Below are 17,139 nucleotides of genomic sequence, written 5' to 3'. Positions count from 1 at the left end.
ACTCTGCATGCTGGTCTACTGGCTGGATATTATTGGCACAGCCGTCTTTGCGATCTCCGGCGTTCTGCTGGCGGGAAAACTGCGTATGGACCCCTTCGGGGTGCTGGTCCTCGGCGTGGTGACCGCCGTGGGCGGCGGTACCATCCGCGATATGGCGCTGGCGAATGGCCCGGTATTCTGGGTTAAGGATCCCACCGATCTGGTGGTGGCGATGGTCACCAGCATGATGACCATTATTCTGGTGCGCCAGCCCAGACGCCTGCCGAAATGGATACTGCCGGTGCTGGATGCCGTAGGCCTGGCGGTGTTTGTCGGCATCGGGGTGAATAAAGCCTTTATGGCCGGAACCGGCCCGCTGATCGCCGTTTGCATGGGCGTACTGACCGGTGTCGGTGGCGGCATTATCCGCGATGTCCTGGCCCGTGAAGTGCCGATGATACTGCGTACTGAAATCTATGCCACTGCCTGCATTGTCGGCGGTATTGTCCACGCCACCGCCTGGGATACCTTCCAGGTCCCGCTGGAGCAAGCCAGTATGATAGGCATGGCCGTAACCCTGAGTATTCGGCTGGCCGCCATTCGCTGGCGCCTGAAGCTGCCCACCTTTGCGCTTGAGGACAGGCAATAAAAACAAAAAGGCCGCGCATCATGCGCGGCCCTGTTCTACCCGAAGGGGAAAATCAGACGCTGAACGAAGAACCGCACCCGCAGGTGCTGGTCGCGTTCGGGTTATTCACCACAAAGCGGGAGCCTTCCAGTCCTTCGGTATAGTCGACGGCTCCGCCGACCAGATATTGCAGGCTCATAGGATCCACCACCAGCGACACGCCCTGTTTCTCGATGGTCATATCGCCTTCGTTAACCTGGTCATCAAACGTAAAGCCATACTGGAAGCCGCTGCAACCACCACCGGTGATGTACACGCGCAGCTTCAGATTCGGGTTTTCCTCATCTGCGATCAGGTGTTTTACTTTACTGGCTGCCGCATCGGTAAACTGCAGGGGCAGCGCTACGTCATCACTCATTTTTTGCTCCCAACTAAGGACTTCGCCGGGTAAAAATTAACCCGATCTTTGATGCCATTATCCAATACCCTGGTAAATCGTTCAAGTATTCTCCTGCGCTGGCGCCTTCTGCTGCCCCAGTTGCTTATCCGCTTCCTGTTTCGCCAGGGTACGGGCAAGGATCGACGAATAGAGCGGTTTACCTCCCAGGAACTGGGCTAACAGGGTAGCGCCCAGGCAGGTGATAATCATCGGCAAAATGAGCTGGTAATTATCGGTCATCTCCAGCACCAGTACGATACCAGTCAGCGGCGCCCGCACCGAGGCGGCAAACAGCGCGCCCATACCGGCAATAGCAAAGGTGCCCGCTTCCAGATTATAGCCGGGAAACCAGGCCATGCAGGCCATACCGAAGGCGGTACCAAACAGCGTGCCCAGCGCCAGCATAGGCGCAAAAATACCGCCGGGCGCACCAGAAGAGAAGCACAGCAGCGTGGTCACTACCCGGGCGACGAAAATAAACAGCAGCGTCGTCACGGTATAATTACCGGCGGCGGCAATGGGGATCAGCGTGAAGCCGCCTCCGGCAGCCGTGGGTTCAATCAGCCCCAGAATGCCGCACATGCCCCCCAGCAGCCCGCCAATCAGTACCCATTTTTTAATATTGCCGCCGTGCAGACGCTGGAACATATCCTGAGTGCGAAAGACCATGCCGTTAAACAGCGGCCCCAGCACCCCAAAGATCATCCCCAGCACCAGGTAGAGCCAGAGCGTCTCTACCGGTGCATTAATCAGTTTGCCGACTTCGATGACCGCCCCTTCCCCGTTAAAGATGCGGAACACCACGCTCGACATAATCACGCCGGTAAACACGGCCTTAATGGAGATCAGGTTATAGCGGAACTGCGGGCGCATCTCTTCCAGGATAAACAGAATCCCGGCCAGCGGCGCGTTAAAGGCCGCGGAAAGCCCCGCCGCTGCGCCGGTCGCCAGTAGCGTATGACGAGCCTCGGCGCCGCGTACCCGGAAAATATCCAGCACCATACGCCCGATATTGCCGCCAATCTGCACCGTCGGCCCTTCGCGCCCCAGTACCATGCCGCCGCCCAGCGTCCCCATACCGCCGATAAATTTGACCGGCAACACCCGCCACCAGCGCACCGGGCGCAGCTCTTCCAGCGCCCCTTCGATCTCCGGAATCCCCGAACCGCCTGCTTCTGGCGCAAAGCGCCGCACCAGCCAGTACCCCACCATCGCCAGTCCCGCCGAGGCAATAAACGCCAACGGCCATACCAGCCACCAGTGATGCGCCGTTTCAGCCAGCAGCCCAATACGGTTGTTCTGTACCCAGTTTACAGCCTTCTCAAAGGCCACGCCGACCAGCCCGGCCAGAGTACCGACAATGGCGGCAAGCAGCAGAATGGCCAGCGGGGTTTTATCGCGATGGATCAGACGGCGCACGATATCGCCGCGCCGCAGGCGTAACACCTGGCGTGACTCGAAAGTGGGAGATTCAGGATTCATAGGTCATCATAAATTGGTATGACAAAAAGCCGCCGCACATTCTATCACCTTACTGGCTTACGTCATCAGAAAAAACCTTACAAAGGGTCATGGTTCAATCGGGCAAATCTTTTATAAAGGTTGCATAATCCCGTAGAATAGCCAGCTACACATCATCATACGAATCAGGAGTCGATTCATGAGCCAGTCTGAAAACCTCTACGCTACCGCTCGCCAGCTCATCCCCGGGGGCGTTAACTCGCCGGTGCGCGCCTTTACCGGCGTAGGCGGCGTGCCGCTGTTTATTGAGCGAGCCGACGGCGCATACCTCTATGATGTCGACGGCAAAGCCTACGTCGACTACGTTGGCTCCTGGGGTCCGATGGTGCTGGGCCATAACCACCCCGGCATTCGCAGCGCGGTTATCGAGGCGGCAGAGCGCGGCCTGAGCTTCGGCGCGCCGACCGAGATGGAAGTCAAAATGGCGCAGCTGGTGACCGAGCTGGTGCCGACCATGGATATGGTGCGTATGGTGAATTCCGGGACCGAGGCCACCATGAGCGCCATCCGCCTGGCGCGAGGCTTCACCGGCCGTGACAAAATCATCAAATTCGAGGGCTGCTACCACGGCCACGCCGACTGCCTGCTGGTGAAAGCCGGCTCCGGGGCCCTGACCCTGGGCCAGCCCAACTCGCCAGGGGTGCCCGCTGACTTTGCGAAGCACACCCTGACCTGCACCTACAACGATCTCGATTCGGTGCGCGCCGCCTTCGAACAGTACCCGGAACAGATAGCCTGTATCATCGTCGAACCGGTAGCGGGCAATATGAACTGCGTACCACCTCAGCCCGAATTCCTGCCAGGCCTGCGGGCGCTGTGCGACGAATTCGGCGCGCTGCTGATTATCGATGAAGTGATGACCGGCTTCCGCGTCGCGCTGGCGGGCGCCCAGTCTTATTACAATGTGGTGCCGGATCTCACCTGCCTGGGCAAAATCATCGGCGGCGGGATGCCGGTCGGCGCCTTCGGCGGCCGCCGCGACGTGATGGATGCTCTGGCCCCCACCGGCCCGGTCTACCAGGCGGGTACGCTTTCCGGTAACCCCATCGCCATGGCGGCAGGCTATGCCTGCCTGAGCGAAGTGGCCCAGCCCGGCGTGCATGAAACCCTGGACGATCTGACCACCCAACTGGCGGAAGGGCTGCGTGAAGCGGCACAGGAAGCGGGAATTCCGCTGGTGGTGAACCACGTGGGCGGCATGTTCGGCCTGTTCTTTACCGATGCGCCGACCGTCACCTGCTATCAGGACGTGGTGGCCTGCGATGTGGAACGCTTCAAACGCTTCTTCCATCTGATGCTGGACGAAGGCGTCTACCTGGCGCCTTCCGCCTTCGAAGCGGGCTTTATGTCCATCGCCCACAGCGTCGACGACATCAACCGCACCATCGACGCCGCCCGCAAGGCATTCGCGAAGCTGTAACCCCATCCGCCGCCGACCTCCGTCGGCGGCGCTTTCCTACGACCGTAAATGAATCCCGAAGCCGCTCTGCCCCGGCGCAATGTCTTCACGCAGCGTCAGATCGGGAATGGTGTAATCGCCGCCATTCTGGTAACGCCAGCGCATCGTCGGCTGCTGCCATAGGGTATCCAGCCGTTCCCCCAGTGCGGCGCACTCCTGTGCAAAACGCTGCTCATCCACTTTTCCGGTACGCCAGACCAGATGAGGCGCGATCACCTCAAAGCCGGGATACCACAGCATGCCGTGATGAATCGGGAACAGGATATCGTCGATCGGGCCGTTAACGCCCCGGGGGCCATAATGGGACTCCCAGCCGCCAATCGTGACCACCAGCATGGCGCGCTTACCGACCATGCTCCCTTCTCCGTAGCGATCGCCCCAGTGGCGGTCTGAATGTTCCCCTACGCCATAGGCGAGCCCGGCGGCGTAAACCCGCTCCACCCAACCTTTCATGATCGCCGGCATCGACATCCACCACAGCGGGAACTGAAAAATCACCGCATCCGCCTGACGCAGCTTTTCCTGCTCCCGGGCGATATCCGCGCTCTGGGTTCCCTCGTTAAACGCCTGGAGCGAATCCAGGGAGGGATTAAAAGGCAGCTCCGAATCCCGGGCTGGATAGTCCCTGGCATCCAGCGCCGACTTCCAGTTCATGGCATAGAGATCGGAAAGCAGCACCTGATGACCGGCCGCCTCCAGCCGCTCCATCATAAAGCGTTTAAGCGCGCCATTCAGGGAGCGGGGCTCCGGGTGGGCATAAACCAGCAGAACATGGCTCATCTCAGTCACTCCTTATGGGGTTGATGTTATGAGCAGACTAGTGCGCCCTCAGGTATAGTTAAAATGAATTACCTTAATAACAGGTATAGCCATGAACAATTTTGACGGACTGGACCTGAATTTGCTGGTGACCCTGGATACCCTGCTGCGCGAGCAAAGCGTCACCCGGGCCGCATCCCGGCTGAATCTGTCTCAGCCTTCGGTCAGCATCCAGTTGGCGAAGTTGCGCGAGCAACTGAACGATCCGCTCTTGCTCCCCGGCCCCCGGGGAATGCGCCCAACCGCCAGGGCTGAAGCGCTGCGGGAACCGCTGCAGCTGGCGCTCAGCGCGCTGAAAGCGGCCGTCGCGCCTCCCGCCGGCTTCGTTCCGAAACAGGCCAGCCTCACCTGGCGCGTGATCGCTTCGGATTTCAGCGAACAGACGGTGCTGCTGCCGGCGCTTAACCGCCTGAGTGCGCAAGCGCCCGGCTGTCGGCTGGCTATCATCAGTCAGGCGCCGTCGCGTCTTGCAGAAATGAGCGAACGCAGCGGTATCGATCTGGCCTTTAATACCCGCGAGGAAGCGCCCCCGGGGTTGCGCAGCCGGGTGCTGTTTGAAGAGCGTTACGTTCTGACCTGCCGCCACGACCATCCGCAACTGATGACGCTGCCCACGCTGGAGACCTTCTGTAAGCTGGAACATATCGTGGTCTCACCGGAGGGGGGCGGCTTTGTGGGAATGACCGATAAAGCGCTGGCGGCACAGGGCATCCGGCGTCGGGTGGCGCTTTCAGTGCCCCGCTTTAGCTTTGCGGCCGCGATTGTGGCACAGAGCGATAAGGTGGCGGTGCTGCCGGAACGTCTGGTGCGCGGTCAGCCGGGGCTGCGAATGTGGGAGCCGCCCATCGCGCTCCCCGGCTTTGAGATGCTGATGCTGTGGCCCGAGCGGATGCACCGGGACCCGGCGCACCGCTGGTTAAGAGAGCAAATCGTGGCTTCGCTCGGGAAGCCAGCGTCTGCCTAACGCCCCTGCCTGCGCAGCAGCAGCACGAAGTAAGGGGCGCCGATAAAGGTGGCCAGCAGGCCCGCCGGGATCTGATCCGGAAACAGCAGCATTCGCCCACACCAGTCGGCCAGCACCATCAACGCCCCGCCGAGCAGCGCCGCGATGATCAACTGCGGCATAGCGCGACGAAAACCCATCATTCGGGCAATATGGGGCGCCATCAGCCCGACAAAGCTCAGGGGGCCGATGGTCAGGGTCGCCGCGGCCGTCAGGCAGGAAGCCAACAGCAGCAGCACGATCCGGGTCGGCGTCAGCGCCATTCCCACGGCCCGGGCGGTGGGACCACCCAGCGGCAGTACCTGCAGCCAGCGGTGACACAGCGGCGTCAACGCCAGCAGCACCGCCATCACCAGCGCGGTACGACCCGCAGCGGCGCCGGTCACGTTATAAGTAGAGCCGGAAAGCCAGGTCAGCAGCGAAGCCATGCGCGGATCGCCGCTCGCCAGCAGCATCATCAGCAGCATGGTGAAGGCGGTGCTGATCGCCATCCCCGCCAGCAGCATACGCTGGGGCGAAAAACCGCCGCGTCCGGCGGCGATCATTATCACCACCAGAGTCAGCGCCGCCCCCAGGCTACCGGCCGGTAGCAGCCAGCCGAAGGCATCGCCCGGCACCATAAACAGCATCACCACCACGCCAAAGGCCGCGCCGGAGCTAATCCCCAGCACTTCCGGGCTGGCCATACCGTTGCCGGTCAGGCGCTGGATAATACAGCCCGCCACCGCCAGCATCATACCGGCGCTCAGAGCCGCCAGCACCCGTGGCCAGCGCCAGGGCCAGAGCTGACTCAGCAGTTCACCGGATGCCCAACGCCAGCCAACCGCGTCACGTCCCAGCATCAGCGCCAGAGCCAGTAATACCAGCAGCAGGCCGATGCCCAGTAGCGCATACCAGACCACATGATGGCGTTCAGCGCTGACGCTGTTGCCCTCGTTCATCGAAGGGGCGCTCATGGTACGCAGGCGCGGCAGCAGCCACAGCAGCAGCGGCGCGCCAATCAGCGCGGTCACCGTACCGGTGGAAAACTCCCGCCAGACCCGGGTCAGCCAGATGATGACCTGATCGGAAAGCCACAGGATCAGCGCGCCAATCAGCGCCGCCAGTACCAGACGAGCCAGCAAGCGCCTGGCCCCCAGCATCCGCGCCAGCAGCGGCGCAAACAGGCCGATAAAGCCAACGATCCCCACGGCATTGACCAGCAGTGCGCTAATGGCGATAGCCAACGCCAGGGTCACCAGCCGTACCAGAGAGAGCGCCAGTCCCAGGTTGCGCGCCACGCCATCGTCCAGCCCAATCAGCGTCAGCGGACGCAGCAGCAGCAGGGTCAGCACCACGCCGCCCAATAGCTGCGGCCACAGGCTATCAACAATGCGCCAGTCGGTCTGGTTCAGAGCGCCGGTGCTCCACAGGAACATATTCTGGAGCTGGTCATGGTGGAAAATCGCCAGCAGTTGATTGATGGCCCCGCAGTAGAGACTCACCACCAGCCCCGCCAGAATCAGGGTGACCGGCGACAGCCGCTTCCCCCAGGCGACGCCAAATACCAGCAGGCCGATAATGCCCGCCCCGGCCAGCGCGGCAAACTGTTGGGTCAGCAGGCCGCCCGGCAGCGCCCACAGCGTGGCGACGGTGACCCCCAGTTGCGCGCCGGTGGCGACGCCAAGCGTGGTCGGCTCAGCCAGCGGGTTGCGCAACACCTGCTGGAACAGTACCCCAACCAACCCCAGGCCCGCCCCCACCAGCAGCGAGACCGTCAGTCGCGGCAGCGTACTGTAGTGGAACAGCATCTGCGGGATACTGTCGATATCAGGATGACGCAGGGCGCGCCCCCACTCCGTCAGCGGCAGCTGAGCGCTAAAGTTAAAGCCGGTCAGCAGCAGCGCGGCGATAAACAGCACGCTCAGCAGAATCCCCGGCAGAATCAGGTGACGATGTCTCATGGACGGCCTCCCAGCGCCTTATCCAGCAGGCGACAGAAGTGCATGGCCGACAGGGTCGCACCATAGAACCAGACCGGCGGCAGGCGCTGAAAGCGCCCGGCGCGCACGAACGGCATCGCCTGCCACAGCGGCGTGGCGGCAATCCGCTCCATCACGGCATCATCGCCATGGGCAAAGCACAGCACGTCGCTGGCTTCGATGGTGGCCAGGCGCTCAAGGCCAATCACCGCGCTGCCCCAGAAGTTCACTTCACCCTGCCAGCCATTCTTCAGCCCCAGCATATCCATCACCTGTTGGAACAGGCTGTTAGGCCCAATCACCAGCGCATGACGTTCATCGAGCAGCGACATCAGCAGCAGCGGACGATCGCCGCGAGCGGCGAAGCGCGGCTTCATCTGTTCAATAAAGGCATCGAATTCATTCAGATGAGCCCGGGCCTGAGACGCCAGCCCCAGGGTTTCACCCAGTTGGATCAATGACTGGCGGGAGCTGGTCAGCGGCTGGCGCCCGTCGCTGAAGTTGACCCCCAGCCCCGGCGCAATACGCTTAATTTTATCCTCTCCCGGCCCGTAGCCCGCAGAGTAGACAATCAGCGAGGGCTGCAATTGGGTCAGCAGCTCCAGATTGGGTTCAGTGCGCAATCCCACCTCGATAACGCCTTCCGGCAGCGGCGGCTCGCCAACCCACAGGCGATAGTTGGTGATATCCGCCACCGCCATCGGGGTGACGCCCAGTGCGACCAGCAGCTCCACCGGCAGCCACTCCAGCGCCACCACCCGTCGGGGATCGGCCGTTGCAGCCCGAACGCCGCGGGTGTGCCACAGCAGCGGCGCCAGCGCAAGCGCCGTCACCAGCCGACGGCGGCTGATGTCCGTTGCAAACAGATTATCCATCACCAGACAAAACTTACCGGCGAGGCGCCCGCCGGATGCGAAAGAATGCCCATCGGAATACCGTAGATCCGCTCCAGCGTTTCGCCATTCATCAACATTTCCGGCGAACCTTCGGCGATCATCTCACCGCCGCGCAGCGCCACCAGATGGTCGCAGTAGCGGGCGGCCATATTGATATCATGCAGTACGGCGATCACCGTCAGTCCCTGCTTCTGGCTCAAACGGTGAATCAGGGCCAGTACCTCTACCTGATGGGCGATATCCAGCGCCGAGGTGGGTTCATCCAGCAGCAGGCACTGGCTATCCTGGGCCACCAGCATGGCGATCCAGGCGCGCTGCCGCTCGCCGCCGGAAAGGCTGTCCACCAGACGTTTAGCCAGCGGTTTCAGCCCCACCAGCGCGATAGCTTCATCCACTTTTTCACGATCGGCCACGCCGAATCGCCCCAGCGCCCCATGCCATGGATAGCGGCCGATAGCCACCAGTTCGCGCACCGTCATCCCTTCAGCAAGGGGCAACTGCTGGGGCAGATAGGCCACCATGCGGGCAAATGCCTTGCTGCCCCAGCACTCCAACGGCTGTCCGTCGAGCATGATCTCACCGTCGGAAGCCTTCTGATGGCGTCCCAGCATTTTGAGCAGCGTCGATTTCCCTGAGCCGTTGTGGCCGATAAGGCCAGTCACTTTCCCGGCGGGGAAAGTGAGTGAGAGAGGGTGAAGCAGCGTGCGCCCCGGCACGCGAAAAGAGACATCGGAGAGGCTGAACGTAGCCCCGTGGCCACTCGGTTTATCCTGCATAACTCGCCAATTGGTTGGTGGGCGCGGCATCATCGCGCCCGGGTAAATATCAGAAGCGGAAAGTCGCGGTAGCGGTCACCTGACGCTCTGCGCCCCAATAGCAGGCGTAGTCGCGGTAGCAGCTGGAAACATAGCCGCGATTAAACAGGTTGCTGACGTTAACGCCCACGGACGACCCCGGCATACCAACGCGGGCCAGATCGTATTTCACGGTGGCATCGGCAACGGTATAGCTCGGCACGTTAAAGGACTTGTTCCTTTTGCTCTCGTCGTAATAGGTGTTCGAGTAGAAGCTGGAGCTGGAGCCCACATAGCGAACCCCCGCCCCCAGCGTCAGACCACTCAACGCCGTTTCATAGAAGGTGTAATCCATCCACAGCGATGCCATATTGCGCGGCACTTCGACCGGGCGCTGATGGTTATACAGAGTGTCTTCCGTATATTCGGCGTCGGTATAGCTGTAGGCCGCCGTCATATTGATATTGGCCGTCAGCGCCGCTTTCGCTTCCAGCTCGAAGCCACGTGAGCGAATCTCGCCGCCCATGGTGCTATAGAGTTCATTGCGCGGATCCACCGTCAGGTTTTTGTCCTTGGTGATCTGGAACACCGAGGCAGTCACACTAACTGGCTTATCTTTAGGAATATATTTCACCCCGGCTTCATACTGCTTGCCGCGTGATGGATCGAATGCTTTACCGTCATATGAACGCCCGGAATTCGGTTCAAACGATTCGCTGTAGCTGAAGTACGGGGAAACGCCGTTATCAAACAGGTAGTTCAGACCGCCACGCCAGGTGAAGGCTTCATCGCGGTTAATATCATTGGAAGCGCTGGCATAGCTGGTTTTACGGGTATGTACGCTGGATTTAGCAAAATCATAGCGCCCACCCAGGGTCAGCACCCATTTATCCCATTCAGCCTGGTCCTGCACATACAGACCGGTCTGTTCCAGGCGGTTAACCACCTGATATTTATCCGCATACGGATAAATATTGGACGGCGTTACGCCGCGGCTACCGAGATCGAGCGGATCGGCATCGCCGTACTGGGCGTCTACATCGTTACGGCTGCGCAGATAATCCACCCCGGTCAGCAGCGTGTGGGCCACCGGGCCGGTATGGAATTTACTTTCCAGTTGGGTATCGACGCCGAAATTGGTCAGGTCTTCATCTGAACGCACATAGCTACGCTTCAGCATATTGCCCTGCCCCGTCATACCAAAGCCATAGACTGAACGATACAGGGTATGTACCCGCGAATAGCGTAGGTTCTGGCGTACGGTAAAGGTGTCGTTAAAGGCGTGCGCAAAGCTGTAGCCCACCATCTGCTGGCGGCGCTGCATTTTGTTGTCCGGATCGCCTTCGTTGTAGTCGGTCGGCAGCTTGTGCGAATGACCATCGGCATCCACATAGGGCACCACGGTGCCGGTGCGCGGCAACCAGCCGTAGTAACCGGCGTGCGGATCGCTCTGGAAGTTGCTCAGGAAGGTGAAGTCAGTTTTATCGTCCGGGCGCCAGCTAAAAGAGGGCGCAATGGCGTAACGGTTAGATTTAACGCGATCCTGCTGGGCATCCTGGCTGAAAGCCAGACCGGTTAAGCGGTATGAAAAGACGCCGTCATCGTCCAGGGCATCGCTAAAGTCAAAGCCGGTCTGCCACAGGTTACGTGAACCGGCCTTAAACTGAACTTCGCGCAGCGGTTCAGTGGTCGGACGCTTACTGACCATCGATATCACCCCGCCGGGGTTGCTGTTACCGTACAGTACCGATACCGGGCCGCGAATCAGCTCCGCGCGCTCCAGGAAATAGGGATCCATCGAGACTTCAGAGTAGTTATTCCCCTGTAAGCGCAGACCATCCAGATACTGGTTGGTGTTCACCGTAGAAGGCGAGGTAAAGCCGCGAATCGACACCACATCATAGGTACTGGAGCTGCCGCGGGTCGCAAATACGCCCGGCGTATAGCTTAACGCCTCTTTCACGGTCTGGGGCTGGCGCATATCCATCTCTTCGCGGGTCACCACGGAGATCGACTGCGGCACCTTCTCTATTGGGGTATCGGTTTTGGTACCGGTGGCGCTCTGTTTAGCCGCGATGGTCGGCGCCGGGCCCCAGGCGCTCTCCTGAGCGACGTTCGCCGCGTCGGCGGAAACAGTAATGGTATCTTCGGGTTTAGCCTCATCGGCGGCGAATGCCGGGGCAGTCACGCCGCCCAGCGCCGCGGCTATCAGTATGGCCAGTCGACAAACGGGAAGCTGAGCTGCCCGAACGGTGAAACAACGCGTCATGGTAAATTCTCTTAGTGAGAGGTGCCAGGTTGAACGAAAACGAGAATTATTATTATGACTGCGGATAATATGCGAAAGATTGCGCGTATATCAAGCGCCGCTCCGTCCTGGGGCCCTTGTCAGGTCGGGAAATAACCAGGCAAAGCACACGGTCATTTTGTACTGTGTGAAATGTTGCATTGATGTTCTGTATGACGTTATCGAAATGCGCCTGGTGTTAGCAAAAAAAATCCCCCGACTGGTCGGGGGATTTCGCTTTTTGCCAGTATTGTTCGGTTAGTCGCCGCCGAACATATCTTTAATCCAGCCGGCAACGCCGTCGCTCTTCTTCTCTTCCTGCTGCTGCTCCTGTTGCTGCTGCGGCGCAGTCTCAGCGTTATTGAACGGGTTGCGGGAATCCATCTCCTGCTGGCTCTGCTGGCAGAGGCCATCCGGATTGGTGGTCCAGACCGGAAGCGTTCGGTAACCGCCCGAGCACTGGAAGTTGCCCATATCATCCACGCCCATATCGACGATATCTTCCGGCGGCGTCAGGGTCAGCGGAATCGGCGACTGATCGCTCAGATAGCGCTGGTAGAGCGACATTGCACCGCTGGAGCCGTACAGATGGGTCGGCTGGTTGTTGTCGCGTCCCACCCAGGTAATCACTACCTCTTTACCGTCGATACCGGCAAACCAGGTATCGACCTGATTGTTGGTGGTACCGGTTTTACCCGCCAGGTTCAGACCCGGAAACTTCGCCCCCAGCGCATGGCCGGTGCCGCGTTTCATCACCTGCTGCATGGTGTAGAGCGTCAGATAGGCCCCCTGAGCCGGTACGGCGCGCTCTGCCTGCGGATAGCTCTGATACAGCGCGGTACCGTCTTCGGCAATCACCGAACGCAGTACCGACAGTTCCGCCCGGTTACCGCCGCTGGCGATAGTCTGGAACGCCTGGGCCACTTCTACCGGCGTCAGGTTCAGGGCGCCCAGCAGCATAGCCGGAACCGGATGCAGCTGATCTTTCGGCACCCCCAGTTTGGTCCAGGTTTCAGTGACCGCGGGCAGACCCAGCGACAGGCCCAGATTCACCGTCGGCACGTTCATCGAACGGGTTAGCGCATCCACCAGCATCACCTGGCCGCTAAAGCGACGGTTGTCGTTTTGCGGCGACCAGGTCTTGCCACCCGGCTGCGGTAGTGAGATCGGCGCATCGGCAATCCAGGTGTTGAGCCGGTACTTGTTCGGCTGACTCAGGGCCGTCAGATAGGTAGCCGGTTTTGCCAGCGAGCCGATAGAACGACGCGCCTGCATGGCGCGGTTATAACCGGCAAAGTTAGGATCGGAACCACCAACCATAGCGCGAACTTCACCGCTAAAGCGGTCGACCACCACCATCGCGGTTTCCAGATCGTCCAGCTTACGCTGCTTCTTGAGCGCCGGAATACCGTCGGTCACCGCTTTTTCTGCGGCATCCTGAGACACCGAGTCAAAGGTGGTGAAGATCTTCACGCCAGAGAGATCCTTAACCTTATCCCCCAGCTTGTCGTGCAGCTGCTGACGCACCATCTGCATAAAGGCAGGCTGCGGCGAAATCACGCCGCCGCGCGGCTGAACGCCCAACGGACGGGCGCTGAGCATGTCATACAGCTCCTGGTCGATAATCTTCTGCTGTTGCAGCAGTCGCAGCACCAGGTTACGGCGCTCCAGCGCCAGCTTCGGATTACGCCACGGGTTATACAGCGAAGCCCCTTTCACCATCCCCACCAGCAGCGCCTGCTGATCGAGGCTCAGCTCCTCTACCGGACGGCCGAAGTAATAAAGGCTGGCCAGCGGGAAACCGCGGATCTGGTCGTTACCGCTCTGGCCGAGATACACCTCGTTCAGGTACAGCTCCAGGATGCGATCCTTACTGTAACGGGCATCCATGATCAGCGCCATATAGGCTTCGTTAGCCTTACGCCACAGGGTGCGCTGGTTGGTCAGGAACAGGTTCTTCACCAACTGCTGGGTCAGAGTACTTCCCCCCTGCACCGCTTTACCCGCGGTTATATTGGCGAGAAAAGCGCGGCCAATGGAGTAGAGGCTGATGCCGTCATGCTCGTAGAAGTGGCGGTCTTCGGTGGCCACCAGGGTATCGACCAGCAGCTCCGGGAAGCCGCTGCGCGGCACGAACAGGCGCTGCTCGCCGTTGGGCGAAGAGAGCATGGTAATCAGCCGCGGATCCAGGCGGAAGAAGCCAAAATCGCGACCGGTTTCCATATTCTTGATGGATTCCAGACGATCGCCATCAAAGGTGAGGCGCGCGCGAATCTGCCCTTCTTTGCTGTCAGGGAAATCGAACGGGCGACGCAGCATCTCGATGCTGTTGCCCTTCACGGTGAACTCGCCAGGGCGGGTAATACGCGTCACCTGACGGTACTGCGTCCCTTCCAGTAGCTTCACCATCTCTTTTTCGCTGAAGGCCATATCGGGCTCAAGGTTCACCATGCGCCCATAGACCGCCGCTGGCAGTTGCCAGACTTTACCGTCAATACGACTGCGGATCTTCTGGTCCAGCCAGACGCCATAGGCGACAAACAGCACCAGCAGTACGATCATCAGCTTAACGAAAAACCAGATCCAACTGCGTTTACGGCGTGGCGGACGCCCCTTCTTTACCTTGCGCGACATGGGCGCCTCATCAAAATCGTCGTCATTATCATCATCGTCATACCGCTCATCGCGCAGGCGACGACGGCTCACCTTCTCTTTAGGCGGACGCTTAGGTTTACCTTTGCGTCCGATAGGTTCGCGGTCATTCCCCGCCATTCTCTTTCTCCACAAAAGTGCAGGCGCAAGGGCCCGATTCTCCTGTCTTCCGCCGTTGGCGAAAGAAGAAAGCTCTCAAAATCTGGTCAATCCCGCGCCGTCACTGGTGACGTTTAGTGCGTCGGGTGGGCTGCGCCGTCGCCGGGGAGTCCGGCCAGACGTGTTTGGGATAGCGACCCTTCATCTCTTTTTGCACCTCGCGATACGCACCGCCCCAGAAGGCAGCCAGATCGCGGGTGATCTGTAGCGGACGATGGGCCGGAGACAACAGCTCCAGTACCATCGCAACCCGTCCTTCGGCAATCGAAGGTGTCGTCGCTTCGCCGAACATCTCCTGCATTCGTACCGCCAGCGCAGGAGGATTATCCGCATCATAACGGATGGCGATACGACTCCCGGTCGGCACAGTGTAATGAGTTGGCAGCGCACTATCCAGCCGCTGACGCAGTGACCAGTCAAGCAGGCTGTAAAGTCCCTGGCAGAGATCCAGATTTTTCAGGGCCTGGAGCGATTTTACCCCGCCCATCTGCGGCAGCAGCCACTGCTCCAGCGTCGCCAGTAGCGTTTCGTCATCAACCTTCGGCCACGGATGCTCCGGTAGCCAGCGGGCGGCGCAGCTTATACGCAACCGCAGCTGCTGTGCCGCTTCGCTCCAGTTAAGCAGGGACAGTCCCTTATCGCGAATGCCGTTCAGTATCGCCTGGTGAAGCTGATTTTCATCGGGGCGATTCAGCGGCTGACGCCTGACGGTCAGGTCGCCAATGCGCCAGCGGCGCCAGGCCTTCAGGGTACCCGGACCTTCGTCCCACTCCACGCTGTCGCTCTGACTCAGCAGCCCTGGTACCTCCGCCGCCAGCCGTTCTGGATCCACCGGCAGCGCTTGCAGAATGCGGGCATCCGGCGAGCTGGCCCCCTGAAGCAGTAGCGGCGCCAGCAGCCATTCGTGGCGAGTCAGCGGAGAATCCGGCTCCAGTGTCGCCCCCATGCCGTTAGCCAGCAGGTAGCGCCCCTGTTGGCCGCGCCGCAGCGCGATACGATCGGCAAAACCACGGGCCAGCAGACCCGGAGCCAGTTCAGGATCGCAGCTCCCCGCTTCGCTCTGAATACGTTTAAGCAACTGCCGAGCCCGCGCCCGCCAGTTGCCCTGGGGTCTCGTCAGGGCATCGTTCAAAGCGCCGTCGCCGCGGGGCGGTTCTTCGAGGATCGCCGCAAGTAGTGCTGCGGTGCTGCGTTCATCCGGCGTGGCCGCTGCCACAAGCATTGCCGCCAGTCGGGGATCCAGCCCCAGTTGCGCCATACGTCGCCCCTGTACCGTCAGGCGATCCTGATCATCCAGTGCTCCCAATTGCCGCAGCAGACGCCGCGCCGCCGCCAGATTGGGTTCCGGCGGCTTGTCCAGCCAGCTCATCTGCGCCACATCGGTACAGCCCCACAGGCAGAGCTCCAGCAATAAACCGGAAAGATCGCTCTGCATCATTTCCGGTTGCCCCTGAGCGGCGGCGCGATCTGCCTGATCTGCTGCCACCAGATGCAGGCAGATCCCCGGCTCCAGACGCCCGGCGCGACCGGCTCGCTGGGTCATCGATGCCTGGCTAATGCGCTGAGTGATAAGCCGGGTCAGCCCGCTGCGCGGATCAAACTTCGCGGTGCGCTCCTGAGCGCTGTCCACCACCAGGCGGATCCCTTCGATGGTCAGGCTGGTTTCGGCGATATTGGTCGCCAGCACCACTTTGCGCTGCCCTGACGGCGCGGGCAAAATCGCGCGCCGCTGCTCGTTCAACGGCAGCGCGCCATACAGCGGGCAGAGCATCACATCCCGGGGCACTCGTTCGCGCAGTTGCTCCTGCACGCGCAGGATCTCGCCTACGCCCGGCAGGAACAGCAATAGCGATCCAGACTCTTCACGCAGCAATTGCGCGGTGGCGATGGCTACCGCTTCGTCGAAACGCTGGTGGGCGGGCAGCCCCTGATAACGGCGTTCCACCGGCCAGCTTCGTCCTTCGGAAACCACCACCGGCGCCTCCGGCAATAGCTGGCTCAGGCGCCGGTCGTCCAGGGTTGCCGACATAATCAGCAGCTTTAAATCGTCACGCAGCCCCTGCTGTATCTCCAGCAGTAGCGCCAGCGCCAGATCGGCCTGCAGGCTGCGTTCGTGGAATTCATCCAGCAGCACCAGAGAAATACCGCTCAGTTCCGGATCGCGCTGGATCATGCGGGTCAGGATCCCTTCGGTCACCACCTCCAGCCGGGTGTTCGGCCCCACGCAGGTTTCCGCACGCATGCGGTAACCCACGGTTTCTCCCGGCTGTTCGCCTAACTGTTCCGCCAGGCGCTGGGCCACATTGCGGGCCGCCAGCCGTCGCGGCTCCAGCAGAAGAATGCGCCCGGCGGGCATCTCGCGCAGCAGCGAGAGCGGCAGCCAGGTGGATTTACCGGCGCCAGTGGGGGCAATCAACAGCGTTTGAGGCTTGTTCCGCAGCGCGGTGAGCAGTTCCGGCAGGACCGCCGCAACGGGTAATGTGGACACAATGCGTTTCCCGGGGTTAACAATCGCGTGGCGGCATTGTAGCATCCCGGCAAA

The 17,139-nt window shown here is 60.8% G+C and carries 12 protein-coding genes; 3 read left to right on the top strand and 9 right to left on the bottom strand.

Annotation, left to right across the window (positions count from 1 at the left end; all coding sequences use genetic code 11):
• Nucleotides 1-7: 7 nt before the first annotated feature.
• Nucleotides 8-628, top strand: a complete 621-nt coding sequence (locus SCU88_RS04540; protein WP_138095827.1) for a TRIC cation channel family protein — start codon at nt 8-10, stop codon at nt 626-628.
• Between the two features lie 52 nt (nt 629-680).
• Here the strand turns inward: SCU88_RS04540 and erpA are convergent, their stop codons facing one another.
• Both erpA and clcA read right to left on the bottom strand, forming a co-directional pair.
• Nucleotides 681-1,025 carry an iron-sulfur cluster insertion protein ErpA gene (gene erpA, locus SCU88_RS04535; protein WP_138095826.1) on the bottom strand — a complete coding sequence of 115 codons (345 nt, stop codon included), beginning with the start codon at nt 1,023-1,025 and terminating at the stop codon, nt 681-683.
• A gap of 81 nt (nt 1,026-1,106) precedes the next feature.
• Nucleotides 1,107-2,528 (bottom strand): H(+)/Cl(-) exchange transporter ClcA, encoded by a 1,422-nt coding sequence (gene clcA / locus SCU88_RS04530; protein WP_175340255.1) that lies wholly within the window; start codon nt 2,526-2,528, stop codon nt 1,107-1,109.
• Nucleotides 2,529-2,706: 178 nt separating this feature from the next.
• Between clcA and hemL the strand changes: the two genes are divergently transcribed.
• A complete protein-coding gene (gene hemL, locus SCU88_RS04525) occupies nt 2,707-3,987 on the top strand; it encodes a glutamate-1-semialdehyde 2,1-aminomutase (protein WP_175340256.1) in 1,281 nt (426 codons plus the stop codon).
• A 36-nt stretch (nt 3,988-4,023) separates the two neighbouring features.
• Here the strand turns inward: hemL and SCU88_RS04520 are convergent, their stop codons facing one another.
• On the bottom strand, nt 4,024-4,806 hold the full coding sequence (locus SCU88_RS04520) for an NAD(P)H-dependent oxidoreductase (RefSeq protein WP_175340257.1): 783 nt from the start codon (nt 4,804-4,806) through the stop codon (nt 4,024-4,026).
• A gap of 91 nt (nt 4,807-4,897) precedes the next feature.
• Here SCU88_RS04520 and SCU88_RS04515 point away from each other — a divergent pair, with 91 nt between their 5' ends.
• A complete protein-coding gene (locus SCU88_RS04515; RefSeq protein ID WP_175340258.1) occupies nt 4,898-5,809 on the top strand; it encodes a LysR substrate-binding domain-containing protein in 912 nt (303 codons plus the stop codon).
• Here SCU88_RS04515 and fhuB read toward each other — a convergent pair.
• From fhuB to hrpB, 6 genes are all read right to left on the bottom strand, one after another.
• Complete coding sequence (gene fhuB / locus SCU88_RS04510; RefSeq protein ID WP_138095821.1) at nt 5,806-7,791, bottom strand: Fe(3+)-hydroxamate ABC transporter permease FhuB; 1,986 nt, start codon at nt 7,789-7,791, stop codon at nt 5,806-5,808. The genes SCU88_RS04515 and fhuB overlap by 4 nt on opposite strands.
• The gene (fhuD, locus tag SCU88_RS04505) at nt 7,788-8,684 is read right to left on the bottom strand and encodes a Fe(3+)-hydroxamate ABC transporter substrate-binding protein FhuD (RefSeq protein ID WP_175340259.1); all 897 of its coding nucleotides are present in this window, start codon (nt 8,682-8,684) and stop codon (nt 7,788-7,790) included. Before fhuD ends, fhuB begins: the two co-directional genes overlap by 4 nt.
• Nucleotides 8,684-9,481 carry a Fe3+-hydroxamate ABC transporter ATP-binding protein FhuC gene (gene fhuC, locus SCU88_RS04500; RefSeq protein ID WP_175340260.1) on the bottom strand — a complete coding sequence of 266 codons (798 nt, stop codon included), beginning with the start codon at nt 9,479-9,481 and terminating at the stop codon, nt 8,684-8,686. Before fhuC ends, fhuD begins: the two co-directional genes overlap by 1 nt.
• Before the next feature lie 49 nt (nt 9,482-9,530).
• Nucleotides 9,531-11,768: a ferrichrome porin FhuA gene (gene fhuA, locus SCU88_RS04495; protein WP_138095818.1), complete on the bottom strand. Its 2,238-nt coding sequence runs from the start codon at nt 11,766-11,768 to the stop codon at nt 9,531-9,533.
• A 276-nt stretch (nt 11,769-12,044) separates the two neighbouring features.
• The gene (mrcB, locus tag SCU88_RS04490) at nt 12,045-14,558 is read right to left on the bottom strand and encodes a bifunctional glycosyl transferase/transpeptidase (RefSeq protein WP_138095817.1); all 2,514 of its coding nucleotides are present in this window, start codon (nt 14,556-14,558) and stop codon (nt 12,045-12,047) included.
• 100 nt (nt 14,559-14,658) lie between these two features.
• Nucleotides 14,659-17,085 (bottom strand): ATP-dependent helicase HrpB, encoded by a 2,427-nt coding sequence (gene hrpB / locus SCU88_RS04485; protein WP_175340261.1) that lies wholly within the window; start codon nt 17,083-17,085, stop codon nt 14,659-14,661.
• Nucleotides 17,086-17,139: the final 54 nt, after the last annotated feature.

The sequence above is a fragment of the Jejuibacter sp. L23 genome (genome assembly GCF_050815825.1).
Taxonomy (GTDB): Bacteria; Pseudomonadota; Gammaproteobacteria; order Enterobacterales; family Enterobacteriaceae; genus Jejubacter; species Jejubacter calystegiae.
The sequence above is the reverse complement of the archived record's forward strand: the minus strand, read 5'-3'. Positions and strand labels throughout refer to the sequence as shown.

Bases quoted from the DNA above. Each gene is read 5' to 3' on its own strand.
- hemL (WP_175340256.1), top strand. From the start codon at position 2,707: ATGAGCCAGTCTGAAAACCTCTACGCTACCGCTCGCCAGCTCATCCCC.
- fhuB (WP_138095821.1), bottom strand. From the start codon at position 7,791: ATGAGACATCGTCACCTGATTCTGCCGGGGATTCTGCTGAGCGTGCTG.
- SCU88_RS04520 (WP_175340257.1), bottom strand. From the start codon at position 4,806: ATGAGCCATGTTCTGCTGGTTTATGCCCACCCGGAGCCCCGCTCCCTG.
- SCU88_RS04540 (WP_138095827.1), top strand. From the start codon at position 8: ATGCTGGTCTACTGGCTGGATATTATTGGCACAGCCGTCTTTGCGATC.
- mrcB (WP_138095817.1), bottom strand. From the start codon at position 14,558: ATGGCGGGGAATGACCGCGAACCTATCGGACGCAAAGGTAAACCTAAG.
- erpA (WP_138095826.1), bottom strand. From the start codon at position 1,025: ATGAGTGATGACGTAGCGCTGCCCCTGCAGTTTACCGATGCGGCAGCC.
- clcA (WP_175340255.1), bottom strand. From the start codon at position 2,528: ATGAATCCTGAATCTCCCACTTTCGAGTCACGCCAGGTGTTACGCCTG.
- SCU88_RS04515 (WP_175340258.1), top strand. From the start codon at position 4,898: ATGAACAATTTTGACGGACTGGACCTGAATTTGCTGGTGACCCTGGAT.
- fhuD (WP_175340259.1), bottom strand. From the start codon at position 8,684: ATGGATAATCTGTTTGCAACGGACATCAGCCGCCGTCGGCTGGTGACG.
- fhuC (WP_175340260.1), bottom strand. From the start codon at position 9,481: ATGCAGGATAAACCGAGTGGCCACGGGGCTACGTTCAGCCTCTCCGAT.
- fhuA (WP_138095818.1), bottom strand. From the start codon at position 11,768: ATGACGCGTTGTTTCACCGTTCGGGCAGCTCAGCTTCCCGTTTGTCGA.